Origin of the sequence: Catenuloplanes nepalensis, from assembly GCF_030811575.1 — a bacterium.
Taxonomy (GTDB): domain Bacteria; phylum Actinomycetota; class Actinomycetes; order Mycobacteriales; family Micromonosporaceae; genus Catenuloplanes; species Catenuloplanes nepalensis.
In genome coordinates, this window is record NZ_JAUSRA010000001.1 from 3,781,339 (window position 1) to 3,800,786 (window position 19,448).

Sequence of the window (19,448 nt, forward strand, 5' to 3'; positions counted from 1 at the left end):
ATGGCGGCATGTTCCTCGCTCTCACCGACGCGTACCACCTGATCAGATCCCGATTCCGGTCCCCCGTCGAGCCGTTCGGCACGCTGCACTCGCCGATGCGGGTGTGGCCGCACCACCTGGACACGCTCGCCCACATGAACAACGGCGCCTACCTGACCCTCGCCACGTTCTCCCGGTGGGAGTTCGTGATCCGCAGCGGCTACGGCGAGATCTTCCAGAAGCTCGGCTGGTACGGCGTGATCGCCGGCCAGGTGGTCCGCTACCGCCGCGGCCTGCGCCTGTGGCAGCGCTTCACGATCGAGACTCGCTTCCTCGGACTGGACGGCCCGAACGTCGTCTTCGAGCACCGTTTCGTCCGCGACGGCGAGGTCGTCGCCCGGGTGATCGCCGCGATCCGCCTGGTCCGCCGCGGCGGCGGCCCGGTCTCGCGCGAGGAGATCATGGCCAGCGTGCCGCAGTCCCGGATCACCGAGGCCCCGGAGTGGACCAGCCGCTGGACCGCCGCGGCCCGCATGCCGATGACCGAGGCCGACGTCCTCGCGGACTGACGAAACGGGGGCACGGCTCACGCCGTACCCCCGGATGGTTCAGCACGGGTTGAAACCCAAGCTAGATCGTGCCTGCGCTGATCTTCAGCATCAGCTGGATCTGGGCGGTGCGGGAGTCGTCGATGCTCTTGGCGAGCGCCTTGGCGTCGGGATTCGAGCCCTCGGTGGACTCGGTCTTGGCCATCTCGACCGCGTTGTGCTGGTGGCCGGTGAACAGCGCGAGGAACGTGCCGTCGAAGTCGGCCGCGGGCGTGTTGCGCAGCGACTCGATCTCCTCGGGCGTGGTGGCGGGCAGACCGCCGTGGTCGGCGTGCAGGTTGACGTCGGTGGTGGCGCGGTCGGCCTCACCCCAGGCGGTCAGCCAGCCCTTCATGGTGGTCAGCTCGTCCTTCTGGGTGGCGACGACCGCGGAGGCCAGCGTCTTCAGTTCGTCGCTGGTGGCCTTCTCGGTGGCGATCTCGGCCATCGCGACGCCCTGCTCGTGGTGGTTGACCATCATCTGCAGGAACATCACGTCGTGGTCGTTGCGCCCGCCGGTGTTCGGGGCGGCGTTCGCGGCGGCCGGCGGGGTGTCCGATGACGCGGAAGGCGCGGCGGGGGCGGTGCCACAGGCGGTCAGGACCGCGGTCAGGGCGGCGGCGGTGAGCAGGGCGGCGGCGAGGCGGCGTGTCATCGTGGGCTTCCTAGCGGGATGCGAAGACAGTGGGCGAGAGAGCCGTGCGAGGCCCGCCGGTCGGAACGGGCCCCGCACGGAGAATCAGCTGACCGGCAGCCAGAGCGCGAGGACGATCGGCGGCTCCCAGCCGGGGAGCGTGGTGTGGCCCTGGCGGCACTCGTAGGTGACGCCGTCGAACGTGACCTTGTCGCCGGTCTTGTAGGCGGTCCAGCTCTTCCAGTCCGTGACGGAACCGGAGTTGCCGCCGCCCGTGTCGCCACTGCCGGTGTTGCCTCCGCCGGTCGCCGGGGCGGACGTCGTGGCCGACGCGGACGGCGACGCGGGCGCCGGGTTGGCGGGCTGTGCGGGCTGCGCGGGAGCCGGCTGCTCCGGAGCGGGCGCCGGGTTGGCCGGAGCGTTCCCGCCGCCGTTGCCGCCCACGTTCAGGTCGACGCAGTTGTAGAACGCCATCGGCGTGTCCGCGATGTTCCACACCGCCAGCACCTTGATCCTGCCGGAGTAGCCGCTCAGGTTCACCTGGTGCCGCACCGTCGCCGACGGCTGCGCGCCCTTGTCGTCGAACTCCGCGATCTTCTTGCCGCCGACGAAGTACTGCCAGGTCGACGTCTTGTGCCGCGCGGTCAGCACCCAGTTGAACGACGCGGACGTGCCCACGTTCGTCACCGGCCAGGCGCGCGAGTCGTCCTTCAGCACCGAGAACTGCGACAGCCCGCCGTCACAGCTGGTCAGGCCCTTCGTGCCCTCGACCGACTGCGGCTCGTACTGGATGTTGCCGCAGTCCTTGGCCGCACCGCTCGCGCAGTTCGCCTGCCGGCTGGGCGGGGACGATATGTAGCCGTGCGCGCTCGCCGGCGACGCGACCACCAGGGAACCGGCGACGGTGCCCAGCGCGAGCAGGGAGGTGGTGAGGGTTCTACGCATGACGAACGGTGCTCCTTCGTAGGACGGACCCGCTGCGCGATCCCCGGCGGGAGGGGATCACTCAGCGTGGAACTCACGCTAGAAGAAGGTCACCTAAAGTAAGATCATGCCTTCCCTAAATCTTCTTTATGATCTTCTCCGAGCCCAGTGCGCGAGCGGCCCGATCGTCGATCCGAGCCGCAGCAGCCCCTGCGGTGCGTCACCCCTGGCCAGCGTGGACAGTCGCAGCCGCACCGCCACACCGGCCATCAGCACGTAGATGGCGGCCGCGGTGCCGGACGTGAGCGCGTATCCGGCGCAGGTGGGGGACGCGGGTTTCGCCCAGCCGCCCGGGTCGGACCAGACCACGACCCGGTCGCCCTCGTCCGGCGCCTCGCCGCACCAGGGCTGGACGAGGCCGACCCCGGCCACCCGCACCTCCAGCACGTTCGTGGTCGACCCCCGGTCCCACGCCGCCGTCGAACTCTCCACGACCGCCTCGACCCGATCGCCCGCGATCGCCTGGTACCAGACCGAGCCCAGCACCGGCCAGACCAGCATCGGCAGAAACATCCCGGACGCGACCAGCACCGCGCCGCGCGGGATCGGCACGCCCGGCCGCCGGTCGTACTTCATCGCGACCAGCGCCACGCCGGCGCAGTAGAGCACGCCCATGATCCCGTAGCCGAGGAAGAACAACGCGGTCCCACCCGACATCAACAACGCGGTCGCCGCGATCATCACGAACAGCAGGGCGAATCCGCCGCTCGTCCGCAGACCATCCCTGATCAGTGCATTCCTCACGATCACCATTGCTGCACGGCACGGCGAAGCTCCCGGCGACGAGCGGGTTAACAAAGATCAAATTCCCTTGACGGTACGGGCGGCCGCGCGCGACGGCGCACCCGTGTCCGCGGCACTCCGCCGTCGGCGATGCGCGCCCCCGGCGTACCCCCGAAAGGGCTTGATTGTGATTTTGCGTCCGGGCACCGCGCCACGATGCCCGGACGGTCACGTCAGGCGCGGTCCCAGAGCGCCGGGACGTTCGGCGGTTCCCAGCCCGCGATCGCGGTGTGCGCCTGCTTGCAGCGGTAGCTCAGCCCGCCGTAGGTCACGGTCGCACCGGCCGGGTAGCTCGCCCCGGCCGCCCAGGTCCCACCGGCCGGCGGAGGCGTGGCCGGCGGCTGTGCCGGCGTCGCGGTCGGCCGGGGCGTCGGGGTCGGCGACGGCCCCGGATTGCCGCTACCGCCGAACTGCAGGTCGACGCAGGCGTAGAACGCGTTCGTCGTGTCCGCGACGTTCCAGACCGCGAGCACCTTCTGCCGCCCGCCGTAGCCGCCGAAGTTGACCGTGTGCCGCACGGTCGCACCCGGCTGCGCCCCGCCGTCGTTGAACTCCGCGACCTTGGCCGAGCCGATGAAATACTGCCAGGTGCTGGTCGCGTGCCGGGCCGTGAGCACCCAGTTGAACGTGACGCTGGACCCGACCGACGTGGCCGGCCAGCCCTTCGACTCGTCGTCCAGCTGCGCGAACCGGCCGACGCCGCCGCTGCACTGCGTGCGCCCCTTCGGCGCTTCGACGGACTGCGGCTCCCACTGCACGTCGCCGCAGTTGCTGATCGCCCCGCTCGCGCAGAGCGCCTGCCGGCTCGGCGGCGAGGAGATGTAGCCGTGCGCGCTGGCCGGCGACGCCACGACCAGCGTGGTCGCGACGATCGAGAGCGGCGTGAGCAGGGCCAGGGTGAGGAGATTTCTCCGCATGTGACGGGCTCCTTCGGGTGGGGGGTTCACGGGCCGCGGCCGATGCCTGCGCGCTGTCTGACCTGCACAGCGCTGCGGCCCAACCGCCGGAACGCCCTCCACCAGGCGCCTGACGTGCTCGTCAGTCTACTGAAAACCTAATTAACAGTAAACGTCGAATCCATCGAAGATGGGGCGGAGTTCGCGCTTGCGTCGTTCCAGGTGATCCGGGGTGAAGCGCCGCGGACCGCCCTCGATCCACATGATGAGGTAGAGGTAGGCCTGATAGGCCTTGAGCCGGCGCGCCTCGGCCTCGCCGAAGGTGCCGCCGGCCGCCCGGTAGCCGGCCAGGAAGTCGTCGTCGATCTCCCCGAAGAGCGACAGCGAGGGAAAGTCCGCGATGGGGTCACCCCAGAAGGCCCGCTCCGCGTCGATCAGCCCGGTGACCCGGCCGCGCGACATGAGAATGTTGCCGTCCCAGAGGTCGAAGTGGACCAGAACCGGCGTCGTGACGTCGCCGAGCCCGGCCTTGTCGATCAGCGACCGAAGTTGCGCGGCCGGTTTCGGCAGCTCGACGCGGTGATCGGCCGCATCCGCGAGCAGCGCGTCCACCATGCCGTGGAAGGCTTCCGGCCAGGTGGGCCGGAGCGGGTCCGCCGGATATCCGAACCCGGCGTCCCCGGTGATCGTGTGCAGGTTCGCCAGGTAGCCGCCGAGCGCATGACGCAGGCGGGCCCGCGCCTCCGCCGAGTAGTGCCGCATGTCCTCGGCCACCGTCGTGCCCGGCAGCTCGGTCATCATCAGCAGGCCGGGCTCCGCGTGCACGACCTCCGGCACCGGCGCTCGTCCGGCGGCCCGCTCGTAGTAGAGCGCCTCCGCCGCCAGCAGCCCGCGCTCGTAGCGCATGACCGGCGCCCCGGCCGGCGGCGCCACCTTCAGAATCAGCCGCGCGCCATCCTCCAGCCGCAGCCGGAAGACCGTGTTGAACGTGCCGCCGCCGAGTTCCCCGGCCTCGGCCAGCCGATCATCGAGCCCGGCCCGGCCGAGCACGCCTTCGATCCAGTCCCGCGTCAGCTCCTGCCGGTACCCGTGCTCGATCGCCATCGCCAGAGGCTACCGGTCACCGGATCGGACTCGCCCGATGATGTGGTGGGCATCGCCGGGGCGTCCCGCCTCCCGGGTGGCCTGAATGATCTCGTCGTCCGACAGCGACGCACATATCCGCATCGCCTCCTCGACGCCGCTTCCGGTCCCCCACCCGGAGCATGCGGGATGGCGTCGGAGGCGAGGTCGACCGCCCACAGGCGGTCGTCTGGCTGCTGCGCGAGGGCGTGCATACCGGGAGCGTTCCCGAGTTCGGCCGCCTGACGATTCCACTCCCGCGCCTCCGCGTGCCGCCCCTCGGCGGTCATGCCCTTGGCGACGGCCGCCGCGCCCGCGGACAGCCCGAGCTCGGCCGCCTGCCGAAACAGCGCCATCGCACGCTCCTCGTCCGCCACTGGTGTGTCACTGTGCCGCTGGGCTAGTTCGGAGTCGGGGCGGTGACCTCGCCCTTGCCCGGTAGATCCGCGCCGGCGGGCAGGTCACAGGCCCGGTTCGCGATGCGCTGGAGGGCGTTCGGGATCGGCCCGACCCGGACGTCACGCACGACGGGCTCGCCGTCCTCGAAGCCGGCCTCCAGCTCAAGATAGAACGAGGCCGGCGGATCGAACGGGCAGTCGCCGCTCGCCCGTACCCAGACCGTCAACGTCTTGCCGGGCTGCACCGTGAAGCCGCCGTGCCGCGTCTCGATGTACAGCGAGTCGGCCAGCATGGCGGAGTCCTTCAGGGAGATGCGGTGGACCCGGATCGGCTCCGTGCCGTCATTGGACAGGGCGACGTCGACCGACGGGCGCACGCCCCTGCCTCCGGTGCCGTGCGGATCAACCCGGCCGCTGCCCGCGAAGGCGACCCGCAACGGCAGTTCGACCTCGAACGGCCGCACCACGACGACCACAGCGACGGCCACCGCCACGACAGCCACCAGCACCACCGCGAGAACCACTCGCATCCGGACAGTCACCGCACGAGCATAAGATCACCCGTCCACCCACGCTCATCGCGCTAGTGACTCGAACATCCCAAACCTGAAATCAGCCTGCACCGACCTCAGCGCGTCGCAGTGCGGACAACGCAACACGCAGTCCAGAAGGTTGTATCCGGACATCCAAAAGACTACGGGGCACATGTCACTCCGAGAATCGGGCCGGCTCGGGTTCGACTGGAGGATCTCGCCGGCTCGGTGCATCGCGGTCCAAAACCGCGTGTTGTCCGGCCACCGCCCAACGCCGAGTCGTCTCAGCTGCGCGAACGCCTCGGTGAGGCGGCCGGTGCGCAGGCACGTCTTCCAAGGAGACCGCGGCTCCGCTGGGCATCCTGGACACCGTTGCCAGTGCTGCCTTCAGGCTCGCCAGAGCTTCCTGCTGCCGCTCGTCCAGAACCGCGTTCGGCTTGAAGTACCCATGCGCGACGAGCAGATCGAGCCCGTCCGCCTCCTCACCGGGCTCGAGGACGCCCCACAGGCCGGCGAACTGCCGTAGCCGCGCGACCGCCTCCCCGGAGTGGAACCGGCGGCGACGCACACGGCGACCGCAGCGTCGTCCGGCGCCACGCCGTCCCGCAGCAGGCCGAGAAAGACCTCGGTTATGCCGTCGCCCGCCCCGAGCCGCCGACGGGCAGCCCCGACCCACGGCAGATCACCAGACTCGAGAAACACCGCCCAACCCTATCGACCGGACAGCGCCCGCTCATGCCCCGATCCGCACAACTGACCGGGCACTCTCCAGCCCGTCAGCCACGCCTCGCTCGAACCGCCACCGGTCGATCGCATCCTCCGGCACTCTCAGCAGATAGCCCTGGTCGTGCGTCTCCAGCTCGGTCACCGGCCGCCCGCTGATGTCCCGCATCGCCCGCCGCAGCTCCGCCACACGGACATAGAGCAACTCCGTCGCCCGCGGTTCCGGCGACTCCCACAGCATCTCGGCCAGCCTGGCAGCGGACACGACCGTCCCGGCCCGCACCAACAACGCGGCCGGCAACACCCGATGCCGCGGCCCACCCACCCGCACCGGCGCGCCATCCCACCACACCTCAAGCGCCCCGAGCACCCGATACTCGAACCGCCCCACCCTCATCCGCCGAACGCTACCCGCTCCACTCGCCCTCCAGGCCGCTGACCTCGGATGGCGTCGGCATCTCAGCTTTGGTGAGCAAAGCGCAGACGCGACGCGCTGCGCACCGCACCCCGACGACTGGAAGACCACCGGCGTCGCCTCAGCAACAACGACGGCAATACCGACGCCCTCTCCGCAGCCACGTCGGCTGATCCCTCCACCTCCGCGCACGGCCACGGCCAGCGCCACCTGCCGCGCCGTCGTCATAATGCGTGGCGTGGCCATCCCGCAACGACAAGCCCGGTACTCTGCGTGTCCGTCGAGCTCTGCCGCAGGTGGGAGATATCATGCGCAGATCGCGAGTGATCCTGGTGGCCGCAGGCGTTGTGCTCGCCACCGCAGTCGGCCTGGCACAGAACCTTTTGTCCTCCGTGGTGCCGGACAGTTGGATCGCCAGGCACACCACGCTGCTCGCGATGAGTGTGCTCGGCCTGACCGCCGCTGCGGCCGCCGTCGGAGTTTCTCTGGATCTTGCGGGTGCTCACCGGCCTAGCACCCTCCATCCGGGACACGATGAGCTGCTGGCGGAGGTGCGGCGGAACCTGCTGGACGAACTGACCCGTGCCGAAGCCGCTGTCGGGCTCGGCAATGGCGTGCCGCTCAGCGTCCGGTGGAGCAACTCCATGCCGGATCTGCACAGCGACTGGAGGGAGATCTGTGGACCGGGTAACAGGGTCCGCGTCATCCGCCTGGACGGCCGCTTCGACGACATTGCACGGACATACCTGAAGGTCCCGTCGCGTCGACTGGTCATCCTCGGGAGAGCCGGGTCGGGCAAGTCCGTGGTCGCGATGCGGTTGGCGCGATCATTGCTCGAGAGCCGACGCGGTCCGAGCATCGTTCCGATTCTACTTCGTGCGCAGCACTGGCCCGAGGGAACCGACCTGCGCGGCTGGCTGACGCAGGAGTTGCTGAGACGGACGCACGCCTCCGATCCGGCCTGGGCGCGCGCGCTCGCTGCCTCACGGAATCTGGTGCTCATCCTCGACGGGTTCGACGAGATGGCGCGCAGACATCAAGCGGATATCCTCGCCGGCCTGACGAGCGCGACATGCCTGGTTCTGGTGAGCCGGGAGGACGAGTACCGCGAAGCCTGCCGCGAGCACGGTGTCCTGCCGTCGAGCGCCGCCATTACGCTGCACGACCTCGAACCGCCCGAGGCGGTCGCGTTCCTGCGTTCGCGGGCCCGCCGTCGCGCCACCGGTAACGGTGAGGTGCGGACCGCGTGGGACGATTTCCCGAACACCGGCGGAATGTTGCGAACTCCATTGATCGTGGCGATGGCCGACGTGGTCTACAACGCCCCGGACCGCAAACCTGCCGAACTCAAGGACCGCGATCGATTCCCGACTACCGAAGCGGTCGAAGAATACCTGCTGGGCGCGTTGCTTGAGCGCGGGTACCTTCCGCACGGTAGCCGGAGATCGCGGCGGGATCCGGGATGGGTCAGCCGCTGGACTGCGGCGGAGGGCCGATACTGGCACGAGCGGCTCGCCGTGCTGCTCGTGACCGGCAGACGGGAGACCATCTCACCGTGGCACCTGTCCGTGCACCACGACTCGCCCCAGTTTGTGTCCGGCGCGCCGATCATCGCCGCGGTGATGACGCCGGTCGTCATCACGGGTGGCGTGGATGCCACCCCGCTCTTCGTCGGTTTCGCGGCGCTTGTCTTCGGAGTGTTCTATACGTCGAGGAACGACGGGGGTGACATCTCTCTGAGGGCACTCTTCCGGCGAGACCGCCCTCCACGTGTTCCGGACCCCGGACGCCAGACCAGGAATCGACTGTATCGCAGCGTCGCGCTGGGCCTGAGCATTGGCTTCGTAGTCGCTGCCGCGCTCTTCCTGTCAATATCCGGCCCCAAGGCGCTCCTGTCACTCGCGGTCACGTGGGCGCAGATGACGCTTCTTGCCGTGCTGGTCGCGTCGGCAGCCACCCTCCGGTCCGGCCTGGCCGTCCAACGCGGCCCGGCCGGCGGCTTTCGGCCCTCGATACGGCGGATGAGACGCGTGTCCGTGACGGAGACGCTGATATTCACGCTCACGGTCGCGATACCCGTCGCCGCGTTTTCCCTGGCCGGAGCGGATACGGGCGACAGACGTCAGGTAGCTGGCAACGCAGCCCTGGTGTTCACGTCGATGTTCGTGGTCTGGCAGCAGACTACGTGGGGTCGGTGGATCACCGCCCGCCTGTTCCTGACGGTGCGAGGCGACATACCGCCCCGGCTGTTCACGTTCTGGCGGGATGCGGACCGCGTCGGTGTTCTGCGGCAGGACGGGGACGCCTATGTATTCCGGCACCATCTGCTTCTCGAGCACTGTGCGGCATCGGCGCTGTCCGATCTGCCCGCTCGCCGAGTCGAAGACGGGGATCTGCGCAGTCTGATCTATATGCGTGCCGTTCATCGCCGAACCACGTGGGCCCTCGACGGTCTTGCCGAGATCGTCGCCGAGAGGAGACAGGCACACGGTGAATGGCACCACAAGACGTTCGGGGCGCGGCTGGAGCTCGCCATGTCCCGATTCTCCGTGGACAGGAGCGGGGCCGCCGCAGAGGAGATCAGACGCATAATCGCGGACGCAGACGACCACCTTCCACCTTCGAAGGATGTCTCGAACGCGAACTTCTGGGCCTTTGCGGCCAACGCCCTGTATACGATCGGCGACACCGACGCTGCGGCGTCCCGTTATATTCTCGCGGCCCACCTCCTAGCGACGTTGAAAATCAGAGGAATTCCCGCGGGATCCCTCTTCCGCGATGAGGCCGAATACTTTCTGCGAGCGGCGAGAGTCCTGGAAGAGGCGGAGTCACCGGTCCAGGCCGCGAAGGAGAACTAGGCACCGGAGTAGGCCCGGTCGATGAATCATCGACACGGCCTACTCCGTCGAGCTCGGCGGTCGCGCCCACTCCCGCATCTTCTGACAGCGGACGAAGCGCGGGGGTTCAAGCGCCGATGAGCTGAGACACCAGGGCGTAGACGGCCTTCGGGTCCTTGGAGAGCCACTCCTTGACCAGCGCCGCCTGGTCGTCGACGATGACCTCCCAGTCGTCGCGTTCGATGCCGTCGAGCGTTGCGCGAGCCACGTCGGGCGGGTCGCCCTTCTCCAGCGGGCCGTCGCCCATGCCGGTGTCGGCGCAGCCCAGATGGACCGAGATGACCGACGTGCCCTGGCCGGCGAGTTCCCAGCGCAGGCCGTTGCTCATGTTCCAGACCGCCGCCTTGCTGACGGCGTCCGTGCCCGCGTCGGGCATCGCCATCCAGGATGTCCCGGAGGCGATGGTGACGACCGCCCCGCCGCCGTTGGCGGCCAGGACGGGCGCGAAGCCCCGCACCATCGAGAGCGTCCCCCACAAGTTCGTGTTCATGTCCGCATGGATGCGGTCGAGGTCGCCGAGCAGCGGCGTGAAGGTGTTGATCCCGGTGTTGTTGACCAACAAATCAACATCGCCGGCGGTACGGGCGGCGGTCTCGACCGCAGCGGTGTCCGTGATGTCGAGCGCGATCGGCACGACTCCGTCGAAGTCGACGGTCTCGGGCCGGCGGGCCGCCGCATAGACCTTCGCGCCGCGCCCGACGAGCTGGGCGGCGAGGTGGCGGCCGATGCCGCGGTTGGCTCCGGTGACGAGCGCGGTGGCTCCCTTGATCTGCATGACGCCTACGCGAGAACCTCACATTGGTGTCACATTCAAGCCCGGATTTCAGATGCGCATCGGTGAGGTCGCACGGCAGGCCGGGGTGAGCACGACCGCATCCAGCGCACCATCGGCGAACTCACCGTGGCCCGCGACCGGCTCGCCACGCTGCGCGCGACCGCGGCGCCTCGATGGACGCCTAGAACAGCTCGGCCCCGGCCCGCGCGGGAGCCGGGTCGGCCCGGTGGTCGTTGGCGACCGCCTCCTCCAGGCCCTTGGCCGCGAGGCGGTCGGCGCGCTCGTTCTCCACGTGGCCGGCGTGGCCCTTGACCCAGTGCCACTCGATCGTGTGGCGTTTGCAGGCCTCGTCGAGGCGCTGCCACAGGTCCGCGTTCTTGACCGGCTTCTTGTCCTTCGTCTGCCAGCCGTTGCGTTTCCAGCCCTTGATCCAGCTGGTGATGCCGTTGCGGACGTAGGTGCTGTCCGTGTGGATGTGCACCTCGGCCGGGCGGGTCAGCGTCTCCAGAGCGGAGATCGGCGCCATCAGCTCCATCCGGTTGTTGGTGGTCTCCCCCGCCTCGCCGCCGCACAGCTCACGCTCGTGAGCGCCGTACCGCAGCAGCGCACCCCAGCCGCCCGGCCCGGGGTTCCCGCGGCAGGCGCCGTCGGTAAAGATCTCCACCACCGTCATGGCGAGCACCCTACGGCAGGGGTGCGACGGGCCTGATGGAGGCGAACTCGCCGAACTCGTAGCGGGTCGTCGGCAGCAGCATCAGCCACTCGTCGACGCCCTGCCACGGGTACAGGTCCGCCGCGCCGCCGCGGACCACGCGCTCCGCGTCCTCGGCGTGGCGTGGGCGGGCGTCGGTGGGGGCGTCCGCGTAACCGTCGACATACACATCGGCGCACAGGTCCCCCGTCGCGCCCATCGCGGCCAGGCCGAACGGATTCTCCGACGCGGTGGTCACCGCCGGGTCGCCGAAGGAGTCCAGCACCGCGTCCTCGCCGGGCCGCATGTCGCCGCGATGCCACAGCGTGGTGGTGCCGGCGCGCGCCGCATACTCCCACTCGGCCTCGGTCGGCAGCCGGAACGGCAGCGCCTCCAGCAGCTCGTCCGGCCACTCCAGGCGCGCGACCCGGTGGTCGTCGTCGCCCGCGTACTCATCGTCGTAATCCGGCAGCCAGTGCCGCACCTGCGCGACCGTGAGCGGGTGCCACGCCATCAGGAAAGCGTCGACGCGCACCTCGCGTACCGGCCGCATCTGCCTCAGATCTTCGGCCGTCAGGCCGCCCTCTTCGAACTCGAGGCCGGCCAGTGTCGCCTCCTCCGCCTCGGACAGGCCCATCCGGAACGTGCCGGCCGGCACCTCGCGGAACAGCACGCCGGACGGGGCATGCCGCCAGAAGCCGGTGTCAGTCCTCTCCCACATGACCGGGAATCATGCCAGAACGCCTGCTCACCGGTTTTTGTCGCACGGGTCCTATACAACTACGGGCACTTGTTCGTGAGGAGGACTGGTTGTGACAAGCGATGGCGTCGCCTACGAGCGGCGCAGCGCAGCGCCCGTCGTCGCGCCGGCACGGCCGCGGAAGCTGGCGAAGGTGCCGTTCGTGGAGCTGGCGGAGGGGCGGCTGCAGGGGGTGGTGTCCAGCGGGTCGGACATCGAGCGCGTCTACGTGTCGTCGGTGACCGCGGTTGAGCACGGGCTGAGCTGCAACACCAACAACAACCGGCCGTGCGGCGGGCTGTCCGGCGGGTCGTGGGCCTGCAAGCACATTCAGGCGCTGGTCGCGGAGGCCGAGCTGCAATACGGTGTCGAGCGCGTCGCCCGCTATCTGCGGGTCGAGGTGGCCGAGGGCGCGAGCGTGATGTCCGCGCTGACCACGACGACCGCGCCGAACCGGGCGGCCGAGGTGTTCGCCAGCTTCCTGCGCCACCTGAGCTACCTGGAGGTGCCGGCGAGCACCGATCCGCTGCCGGAGCTGCAGTGGTTTCCGGCGGCCGGGGCGGTGCGCTGATGCTGGCGGATGCGCTGCGCACGACGCCGGCCGGTGTCGGCGAGACGCTCGCGCTGGTCGACGGCCTGGACGACGCGCTCGTGCACGGTCTCGCCCGGCTCGACGAGGACCGCACGGCCGCGCTCGAGGATCTCGCGGCCGCGTTCGCCGGGTCGCCGCTCGCGGACCGGGTCGCCGACTCCGTCGGAAAGATCATCGCGGGTTCGGTGACGGACGAGCACCTGATCGCGCTGGCCGGTGCCCGCACCGCGCTGCTCGGCGCGGTCCACGACGCGCTGCTGACCTCGGTCGACACCGCGCTGGGCCGCACCCGCCAGCCGTGGGCGGCGACCACACCGGAAACGACGCCAGGCCTGCTCGCCGGCGGCCGCTCCTGGCTGCGTGAGCTGGCCATCGCCGGCTGGCATGGCGTCGACCACGAGCTGGCCGCGGCCGGTGGGCAGGCCGTCGCGGCACTCCTGGCCGACCCGGCGCAGCGGCGGCTCGCGGTGCTGCTCGACGGGTTCGCCGGTGAGCTGCGCGCGGCCGCGCCGGTCGCCACGCTCGACCGGATTCCGGTGCGCCGCTGGGCCGATCTGTGGACCCGCGCGCTGCTGCTCAGCCAGGACGACTACCCCGCGTTCGAGGCCGCCCCGGTCAGCGGCCGGCTGCTCTACCTCGGCGTCGACCTGCACGAGCACCCGACCGTGTTCCAGGCGCAGGTGCACGCGCTGCTGGAGACCGGCGGCGAGGTGCGGGTGGTCCGGACCGGTGTCGCGGCCGCGAAGGTCGACACGATCACCGGGCCGTCCGTGTGGCGCATGCTGGCCGGCTTCCCGGTCTTCCGCGCCATGGTCACCGGGGGCACCTCAGCCGAGATCGACGGCATGGCGCTGACCCCGGCCGGCGACCTGATCTGGGACGAGGCGAGGGCCACGTCCGGCGACGCCGCAGACCCGATCACCACCGCGAGGGTACGGCTGGGAGCCGCGACGCTGCCCGCGGTGCCGCCGCTGGACCGGCACCCGGCGATGCTCACCACGCCCGTACTGCTGGAGGGTTTCGATCTGGGTGGTGGGGTCATGGTCGCGGTCGACTACGACCGGCTGCCCGCAGCCGGTCCGCTGACGCCCGCACTGGTCGACGGCTCGACCGCGTGCCTGGGCCTGCTCCGGTGGGACGGCCGCTGGTCGGTGCAGCCGCTCGCGGTGCAGGCGACCGTGAAGAAGAAGCAGGTCACCGTGCATTCCGGCGAGTGGGCGCTCGGCCCGACCGAGGCGAAGGCCGCGAAGGCGGAGGCGACGGCCGGCACCGCGGTCGACGTGCTGCGCGAGCGTGCGGGAAGGCTGCTGCGCAAATGAGCGTCCCCACCCAGCCCGATCCGGCCGGCGCGGCCGTGCCAGGGCCGCCCTCGGCGTCCGAGAACCGGCGTCAGGTCCTCTACTGGCGCCTCCTCGCCCGGCTGTTCGACCCGGAGGAGCAGGCCACCCTCGAGTCCGCGAGCGTGGCGATCGTCGACGACCTCGGCCTGCCCGCGCTGCTGCTCGAACCGTCCGTCTCGATCGACAACGTGGTGCAGCGCTACCCGCACCTGGAGGCCGAGATCGACGGACTGATGACGCCGGACGACGACGGCCGCGACCGCGAGGTCCGCCGCGCCGCGCTGGTGTCGAAGCTGCTGCTCAACGTGTTCGCGACCGGCGGCGGCAACGTCACGGCGGAGCAGCTGGCCCGCTGGCAGTCCGACGCTGGCTGGTTCGAGCGGGCACTCGGCTGCGAGCCGGGCGCGCTGCGCGGCCGGGCCGCGGCGACCGGGGCGGGCGGCGACGGCGGGCCCGGCAGCGGCTTCCCCGGCGGCACGGCGGCCGGAAACACGCCCGGCAGCGGCTTTAACGTCAACCTCGGCCCGGCGCTGGCCGCCATCGAAGCTGACCTGATCAAGCGGATGCGGCTGCGCGAGGTGCTCGCCGACCCGCGGCTGGCGAAGAAGCTCACGCCGAGCATGTCGCTGATCGAGCAACTGCTGCGCGACAAGGACAACCTCGACGGCGTGGCGCTGGCGAACGCGAAGGCGCTGATCAAGCGGTTCGTCGACGAGGTCGCGCAGGTGTTGCGCACGCAGGTCGCGCAGGCCAGCACGGGCACGATCGACCGGTCGATCCCGCCGAAGCGGGTGTTCCGCAACCTGGACATCGACCGGACGATCTGGAAGAACCTGCCGAACTGGAGCCCGGAGGACGAGCGTCTCTACGTCGACCGGCTCTACTACAAGCAGACCGCCAAGCGCGTCGAGCCGGCCCGGCTGGTCGTGGTGGTCGACCAGTCCGGCTCGATGGTCGACGCGATGGTCAACTGCACCATCCTCGCCTCGATCTTCGCGGGCCTGCCCAAGGTCGACGTGCATCTCATCGCGTACGACACGCGCGCGCTGGACCTGACCACGTGGGTGCACGACCCGTTCGAGGTGCTGCTGCGCACCCAGCTCGGCGGCGGCACGGACGGCACGGCCGCGCTGGAGCTGACCCGCCCGAAGATCGTCGACCCGCGCAACACCGTGGTCGTCTGGATCTCCGACTTCTACGAGTGGCGCGAGCAGGAGTGCTGGGACGGGTTCTCCGCGATCCACCGGTCCGGCGCCCGGTTCATCCCGGTCGGGTCGGTGAGCAGCGGCGGCCAGCAGTCCGTCAACCCGTGGTTCCGGCAGCGGTTCAAGGATCAGGGCACCCCGGTGCTCTCCGGCCGGATCAAGAAGCTCGTCCACGAGCTCAAGAACTTCCTCGTTTAAGACCTCAAGGAGCAGATAGACATGAGCAACGAGCTGCTGCGCGCCCCGGCCGAGGCGAAGTACGCCGACGAGCTGGACTGGCTGGAGTCGATCGACGACGGCCCGAAGCCGTTCTCCTGGCGGCTGAGCCCTAAGATGGTGCGCCTGTTCATCCTCGGATCCGAGCGCGCCGACGGCCTGGACCGGGAGATCGCGCAGAAGTGGTTCGGCGACCGCAGCTTCGTCGAGCGCGCGATCGTCACGCTCGCGTCCGACCGCGGGCTGCTGCTGATCGGCGACCCGGGCACCGGCAAGAGCTGGCTGGCCGAGCTGCTCTCCGCCGCGATCAGCCGCAACTCGACGCTGGTCGTGCAGGGCACCGCGGGCACCACCGAGGACCACATCAAATATTCGTGGAACGTCTCGATGGTGATCGCGAAGGGCCAGTCCCGGCAGTCGATGATCCCGTCGCCGATCATGACCGCGATGGAGGGCGGCGTGATCGGCCGGTTCGAGGAGCTGACCCGCTCGACCAGCGACGTGCAGGACGCGCTGATCTCGATCCTGTCCGAGAAGTACGTGTCGATTCCGGAGCTGGACGAGGACAACATCGTCTTCGCCAAGCCCGGCTTCTCCATCATCGCGACCGCGAACAGCCGGGACCGGGGCGTCAACGACCTGTCGTCCGCGCTCAAGCGGCGCTTCAACTTCGTGCGCATCCCGGTGGTGACGAACAAGAAGAGCGAGGCGGAGATCGTCCGGTTCCGCACCGAGGAACTGCTGCGCCGGCACAACATCGAGCTGGAGGTCCCGCCGACGCTGCTGGACGTGCTGCTGCAGTCGTTCGCCGACCTGCGCGCCGCCGCGTCGTCCGCGACCAGCGACGACGAGCGCCTGGAGTCCGCGCTGTCCACGGCCGAGCAGATCGGCGTGCTGGAGGACGCGATCCTGCACAGCAACTTCTTCGGCGCCGCGTCGCTGACCTCGGCGACGCTCGCGTCCTCGCTGGTCGGCTCCCTCGCCCGGCGCAGCCCGGAGGACCTGGCGATCCTGAACAAGTACTGGCACGGCGTGATCGAGCCGCGCAGCAAGGACGCGGGCGGCGAGTGGACCGGCTTCCTGGAGGGCGGTCGTCAGGCGATCGCCACCCTGTCGTGAGCGGGCCGTTCGATGCCCTCCGGACGCAGCTGCTCGGCGCCGCCGAAACCCTCTCGGACGGCCCGGCCACGCTGCCGGACATCCTCAGCGGAATCGTCGACGACGTGGATCACGCTCTCCGTGAGCCGCTCGAGATCTTCCCGGTCTGTCACCACTCCCCGGCCTCCGCGCTGGCGATGGTGCGCCGCCTCCGGGAGAAACAGCCGAAGGTGATCTACCTGGAGCTGTGCGAGGACATGGCGCCGTTGCTGACCGAGCTGCGCAACTGCCGGCTGCCGGTGGCGCTGCAGTCGTTCGCGTCCGAGTTGGACGGGTTCCCGAAGGAGTCCGCGCCGCTCTCGGTGATCGCGCCGATCACCGAGGCGTCGGCGGAGTACCAGGCGATCTCGTACGCGCTGGAGACGCCCGGCGTGGAGCTGGTGCTGGTCGACCGCTCCACCGACCACGTGTTCCAGTGGCAGCCGGACGCTTCGGGGGACCACGAGCAGCCGCAGGAGGCGGAGGACGACCTGCACGGCGACGCGGTCGGCGTGGAAATCGGCGATCTGCGGCCCCGGTTCGCGGAGCTGGAGGAGCACCTGCTGCATCACGGCCGGGTGCGGCACTGGTCGGAATGGTGGGACCAGTATGTCGAGCAGCCCCTCGCGGGCGCGGACTACGACACGTACCGGCAGGTCATGGTCTTGATCGGCTCTTTGTTCCGGCGGCTGGCCCCGGCCGGCACCCGGCGGTTCGCCTCCGACGAGGACCGCGAGCGCTTCATGTGGACGCGGATCCGCGAGCATCTGGCGGCCTCCGGGATCGACCGGGCCGACGGGCTCTACGTCTGCGGCGCGTTCCACGCGGCCAGCCGGCTCGCCGAGGTGGGGTCGGAGCCGGGCACGCCCGACTTCGACATCACGCCGCGGACCGCGACGAAGTGGCTCTACGGTCTGATCCCGAGCAGCCACTCCGCGATCGAGGCGCAGTTCGGGCTCGCGCCCGGCTCCGTCTCGATCGCGGCCGCGACCTGGCAGAAGAACCTCGGCCGGTCGCGTCTCAAGCCGTTCCAGCTCGCCGGGCAGAAGGGCAGGAAGCCCGCGAAACTGCCCGTGCCGATCTCGGACGACGGGCCGGTCGAGGACCAGCTCACCGGCTACCTCTCCGGCCCGCCCGCGCTCGACGGGTTGGACGAGGAGGAGCTGCGCAGCTGGTGCGTGGACATCGTCCGGCTGGCCCGCCGCAACGGCTACCTCGCCAGCACCGCGGACGCGATCGCGGTCTTCGAGACGTCGATCCTGCTCGCGGGCATGCGCGGGCGGGCGCGGCCGACGCCGTACGACTTCCAGGACGCCGCGGTCACCTGCATCGAGAAGGACACCGTGCCGGGCCGCCGCGACGTGCGGCGGCTCTGCGAGATCCTGCTCGGCGGGGACCGGATCGGCCAGGTCGGCTACGACGCGCTGCCACCGCTGGCCCGCGACGTCTACGACCGGCTGGCCCCGCTCGGCCTCAACCTCGAGCAGCGCAGCATCCAGCGCGCGCTGCTCGATCTGGCCGCCAGGCCCGAGCTGGCCGCCGCCTCCCAGTTGCTGTGGATGCTGCGCTACCTGCTCCCCGACCACGCGGTCCGCCCGATCATGGGCTCGCGCAAGCTCGGCGAGAAGCACATCCAGGAGAGCTGGGACCTCGACCTGGGCCGCCACCAGCGAACCATCATCGAGCTCGGCTACGAGGGCGTCACCGTCGAACAGGTCCTGGAACAGCGCCTGCGCCGCGCCGCCTGGGACCCGAAGGCGACCGCCGCCACCGCGCTCAAGGCCGTCGAGGACTCGCTGCTGTTCCTGGACAGCCCGCGCCTCACCGACGAGCTGGGGCAGCGCGCGGTCGAGCTGCTGGCCGCGGAACGCACGGTCGACGAGGCACCGGCCGTGCTGCGCCGCATCCGGCGGCTGCTCGCGCACTACCGGGCCACCACGCCGACGCTGCCGGCCTGGTCGGAGTCGTTCGTCCGAACCGGCTACGCGCACTACTGCACGCTGCTGCCGACCGCGTTCGTCGCGGACGACACCGGCGTCCGGCAGGTCGGCGCCATGCTGGGCTTCCTGTTCAGCATGGAGAGCCTCGCGCTGTCGCTCGGCTGCGACCGGGCCCAGCTGGAACTGGCCGTCCGCCAGTCCCACCCGGAGGCGCCGGCGAAGATCGCGCTGCTCTGGGCCGCGCTGCACCAGCTCGGCGTGCTGACCATGGCCGACCTGCGGTCCCGGGTCGACGACCTGCTCGGCAACCCGCTGGTGGTGCCCGCGTTCCCGCAGTACGTGGCCGGTTTCATCCAGTCGCTGGAGTCGGTGCCGCGGCTGGCCCCGTTCGTGGTCGAGACCCTATCGAAGGCGTTCGCCCGCCTCCCTGACCCGGTCCTGCTCCCCTGGCTCCCCACGCTCATCATGACGCTCAAGGACCAGGCCGCCGAGCTGGTGCCGCTGCTCACCCGCGAGGCCGGCCGCACCTTCCCCGGCACGCTCCCCGCGGTCGACTCCTGGGTCGCCCCGTGGAACGCGCCACCCCGCAAGCCGCGCACGGCCGCGGCCGTCAGCACCGGCGCCAGCCGCGGCCCGGCCGGTCTGCTGCTCGCGGCCCAGCCGGACACGGCCGACGCGGTCGCCTCGCTCCTCGGTTGCGACGGCGAGTGGGCACCGCCACCGGCCGGCCCGGACGGCGCCCCGCCGCCCTCGCTGCTCACCACGCACCCGGACACGGCGGAGGCGGTGGCGCTGCTGCTGACCTGACCTGACCCGCCCGCCGCACCCGGACGCCCGGGCGCGGCGGGCATAGGGTGACCAC

General features: G+C 70.4%; 17 protein-coding genes. 7 read left to right on the plus strand and 10 right to left on the minus strand.

The window, feature by feature from the left end; genetic code table 11:
- The first annotated feature begins 8 nt into the window (after nucleotides 1-8).
- Nucleotides 9-548 carry an acyl-CoA thioesterase gene (locus J2S43_RS16150; protein WP_306829982.1) on the plus strand — a complete coding sequence of 180 codons (540 nt, stop codon included), beginning with the start codon at nucleotides 9-11 and terminating at the stop codon, nucleotides 546-548.
- 61 nt (nucleotides 549-609) lie between these two features.
- On the opposite strand, the gene J2S43_RS16155 is transcribed toward J2S43_RS16150, so the two are convergent.
- The 7 genes from J2S43_RS16155 to J2S43_RS16185 form a co-directional block, all read right to left on the minus strand.
- Nucleotides 610-1,221, minus strand: coding sequence for a DUF305 domain-containing protein (locus J2S43_RS16155; protein ID WP_306829984.1), 612 nt, complete (start codon nucleotides 1,219-1,221; stop codon nucleotides 610-612).
- Between the two features lie 84 nt (nucleotides 1,222-1,305).
- The gene (locus J2S43_RS16160; RefSeq protein WP_306829986.1) at nucleotides 1,306-2,145 is read right to left on the minus strand and encodes a lytic polysaccharide monooxygenase; all 840 of its coding nucleotides are present in this window, start codon (nucleotides 2,143-2,145) and stop codon (nucleotides 1,306-1,308) included.
- A 126-nt stretch (nucleotides 2,146-2,271) separates the two neighbouring features.
- Nucleotides 2,272-2,928: a hypothetical protein gene (locus tag J2S43_RS16165; protein ID WP_306829988.1), complete on the minus strand. Its 657-nt coding sequence runs from the start codon at nucleotides 2,926-2,928 to the stop codon at nucleotides 2,272-2,274.
- 212 nt (nucleotides 2,929-3,140) lie between these two features.
- Complete coding sequence (locus J2S43_RS16170; RefSeq protein WP_306829989.1) at nucleotides 3,141-3,884, minus strand: lytic polysaccharide monooxygenase; 744 nt, start codon at nucleotides 3,882-3,884, stop codon at nucleotides 3,141-3,143.
- A gap of 141 nt (nucleotides 3,885-4,025) precedes the next feature.
- The gene (locus tag J2S43_RS16175) at nucleotides 4,026-4,967 is read right to left on the minus strand and encodes a phosphotransferase family protein (protein ID WP_306829991.1); all 942 of its coding nucleotides are present in this window, start codon (nucleotides 4,965-4,967) and stop codon (nucleotides 4,026-4,028) included.
- Nucleotides 4,968-5,385: 418 nt separating this feature from the next.
- Nucleotides 5,386-5,925, minus strand: a complete 540-nt coding sequence (locus J2S43_RS16180) for a hypothetical protein (RefSeq protein ID WP_306829993.1) — start codon at nucleotides 5,923-5,925, stop codon at nucleotides 5,386-5,388.
- A 724-nt stretch (nucleotides 5,926-6,649) separates the two neighbouring features.
- Entirely contained in the window at nucleotides 6,650-7,036 is a 387-nt protein-coding gene (locus J2S43_RS16185) for an AfsR/SARP family transcriptional regulator (protein ID WP_306829995.1), read from the minus strand.
- 341 nt (nucleotides 7,037-7,377) lie between these two features.
- Between J2S43_RS16185 and J2S43_RS16190 the strand changes: the two genes are divergently transcribed.
- The gene (locus J2S43_RS16190) at nucleotides 7,378-9,912 is read left to right on the plus strand and encodes an NACHT domain-containing protein (RefSeq protein WP_306829997.1); all 2,535 of its coding nucleotides are present in this window, start codon (nucleotides 7,378-7,380) and stop codon (nucleotides 9,910-9,912) included.
- 106 nt (nucleotides 9,913-10,018) lie between these two features.
- Here the strand turns inward: J2S43_RS16190 and J2S43_RS16195 are convergent, their stop codons facing one another.
- The 3 genes from J2S43_RS16195 to J2S43_RS16205 all read right to left on the minus strand — a co-directional run bounded on the left by J2S43_RS16195 (nucleotide 10,019) and on the right by J2S43_RS16205 (nucleotide 12,138).
- On the minus strand, nucleotides 10,019-10,726 hold the full coding sequence (locus J2S43_RS16195; RefSeq protein ID WP_306829999.1) for an SDR family oxidoreductase: 708 nt from the start codon (nucleotides 10,724-10,726) through the stop codon (nucleotides 10,019-10,021).
- A 181-nt stretch (nucleotides 10,727-10,907) separates the two neighbouring features.
- Entirely contained in the window at nucleotides 10,908-11,399 is a 492-nt protein-coding gene (rnhA, locus tag J2S43_RS16200) for a ribonuclease HI (protein WP_306830001.1), read from the minus strand.
- Nucleotides 11,400-11,409: 10 nt separating this feature from the next.
- On the minus strand, nucleotides 11,410-12,138 hold the full coding sequence (locus J2S43_RS16205; RefSeq protein WP_306830003.1) for a formylglycine-generating enzyme family protein: 729 nt from the start codon (nucleotides 12,136-12,138) through the stop codon (nucleotides 11,410-11,412).
- A gap of 91 nt (nucleotides 12,139-12,229) precedes the next feature.
- Here J2S43_RS16205 and J2S43_RS16210 point away from each other — a divergent pair, with 91 nt between their 5' ends.
- The 5 genes from J2S43_RS16210 to J2S43_RS16230 are packed head-to-tail and all read left to right on the plus strand — an operon-like array spanning nucleotide 12,230 to nucleotide 19,393.
- Nucleotides 12,230-12,727 carry a hypothetical protein gene (locus tag J2S43_RS16210; RefSeq protein ID WP_306830005.1) on the plus strand — a complete coding sequence of 166 codons (498 nt, stop codon included), beginning with the start codon at nucleotides 12,230-12,232 and terminating at the stop codon, nucleotides 12,725-12,727.
- The gene (locus J2S43_RS16215) at nucleotides 12,727-14,067 is read left to right on the plus strand and encodes a hypothetical protein (protein ID WP_306830007.1); all 1,341 of its coding nucleotides are present in this window, start codon (nucleotides 12,727-12,729) and stop codon (nucleotides 14,065-14,067) included. The genes J2S43_RS16210 and J2S43_RS16215 overlap by 1 nt, the downstream gene beginning before the upstream one ends.
- Nucleotides 14,064-15,491, plus strand: a complete 1,428-nt coding sequence (locus tag J2S43_RS16220) for a vWA domain-containing protein (RefSeq protein ID WP_306830009.1) — start codon at nucleotides 14,064-14,066, stop codon at nucleotides 15,489-15,491. The genes J2S43_RS16215 and J2S43_RS16220 overlap by 4 nt, the downstream gene beginning before the upstream one ends.
- 21 nt (nucleotides 15,492-15,512) lie before the next feature.
- A complete protein-coding gene (locus tag J2S43_RS16225; RefSeq protein ID WP_306830011.1) occupies nucleotides 15,513-16,628 on the plus strand; it encodes an ATP-binding protein in 1,116 nt (371 codons plus the stop codon).
- A complete protein-coding gene (locus J2S43_RS16230) occupies nucleotides 16,625-19,393 on the plus strand; it encodes a DUF5682 family protein (protein WP_306830014.1) in 2,769 nt (922 codons plus the stop codon). Before J2S43_RS16225 ends, J2S43_RS16230 begins: the two co-directional genes overlap by 4 nt.
- The last annotated feature ends 55 nt before the right edge of the window (nucleotides 19,394-19,448 follow it).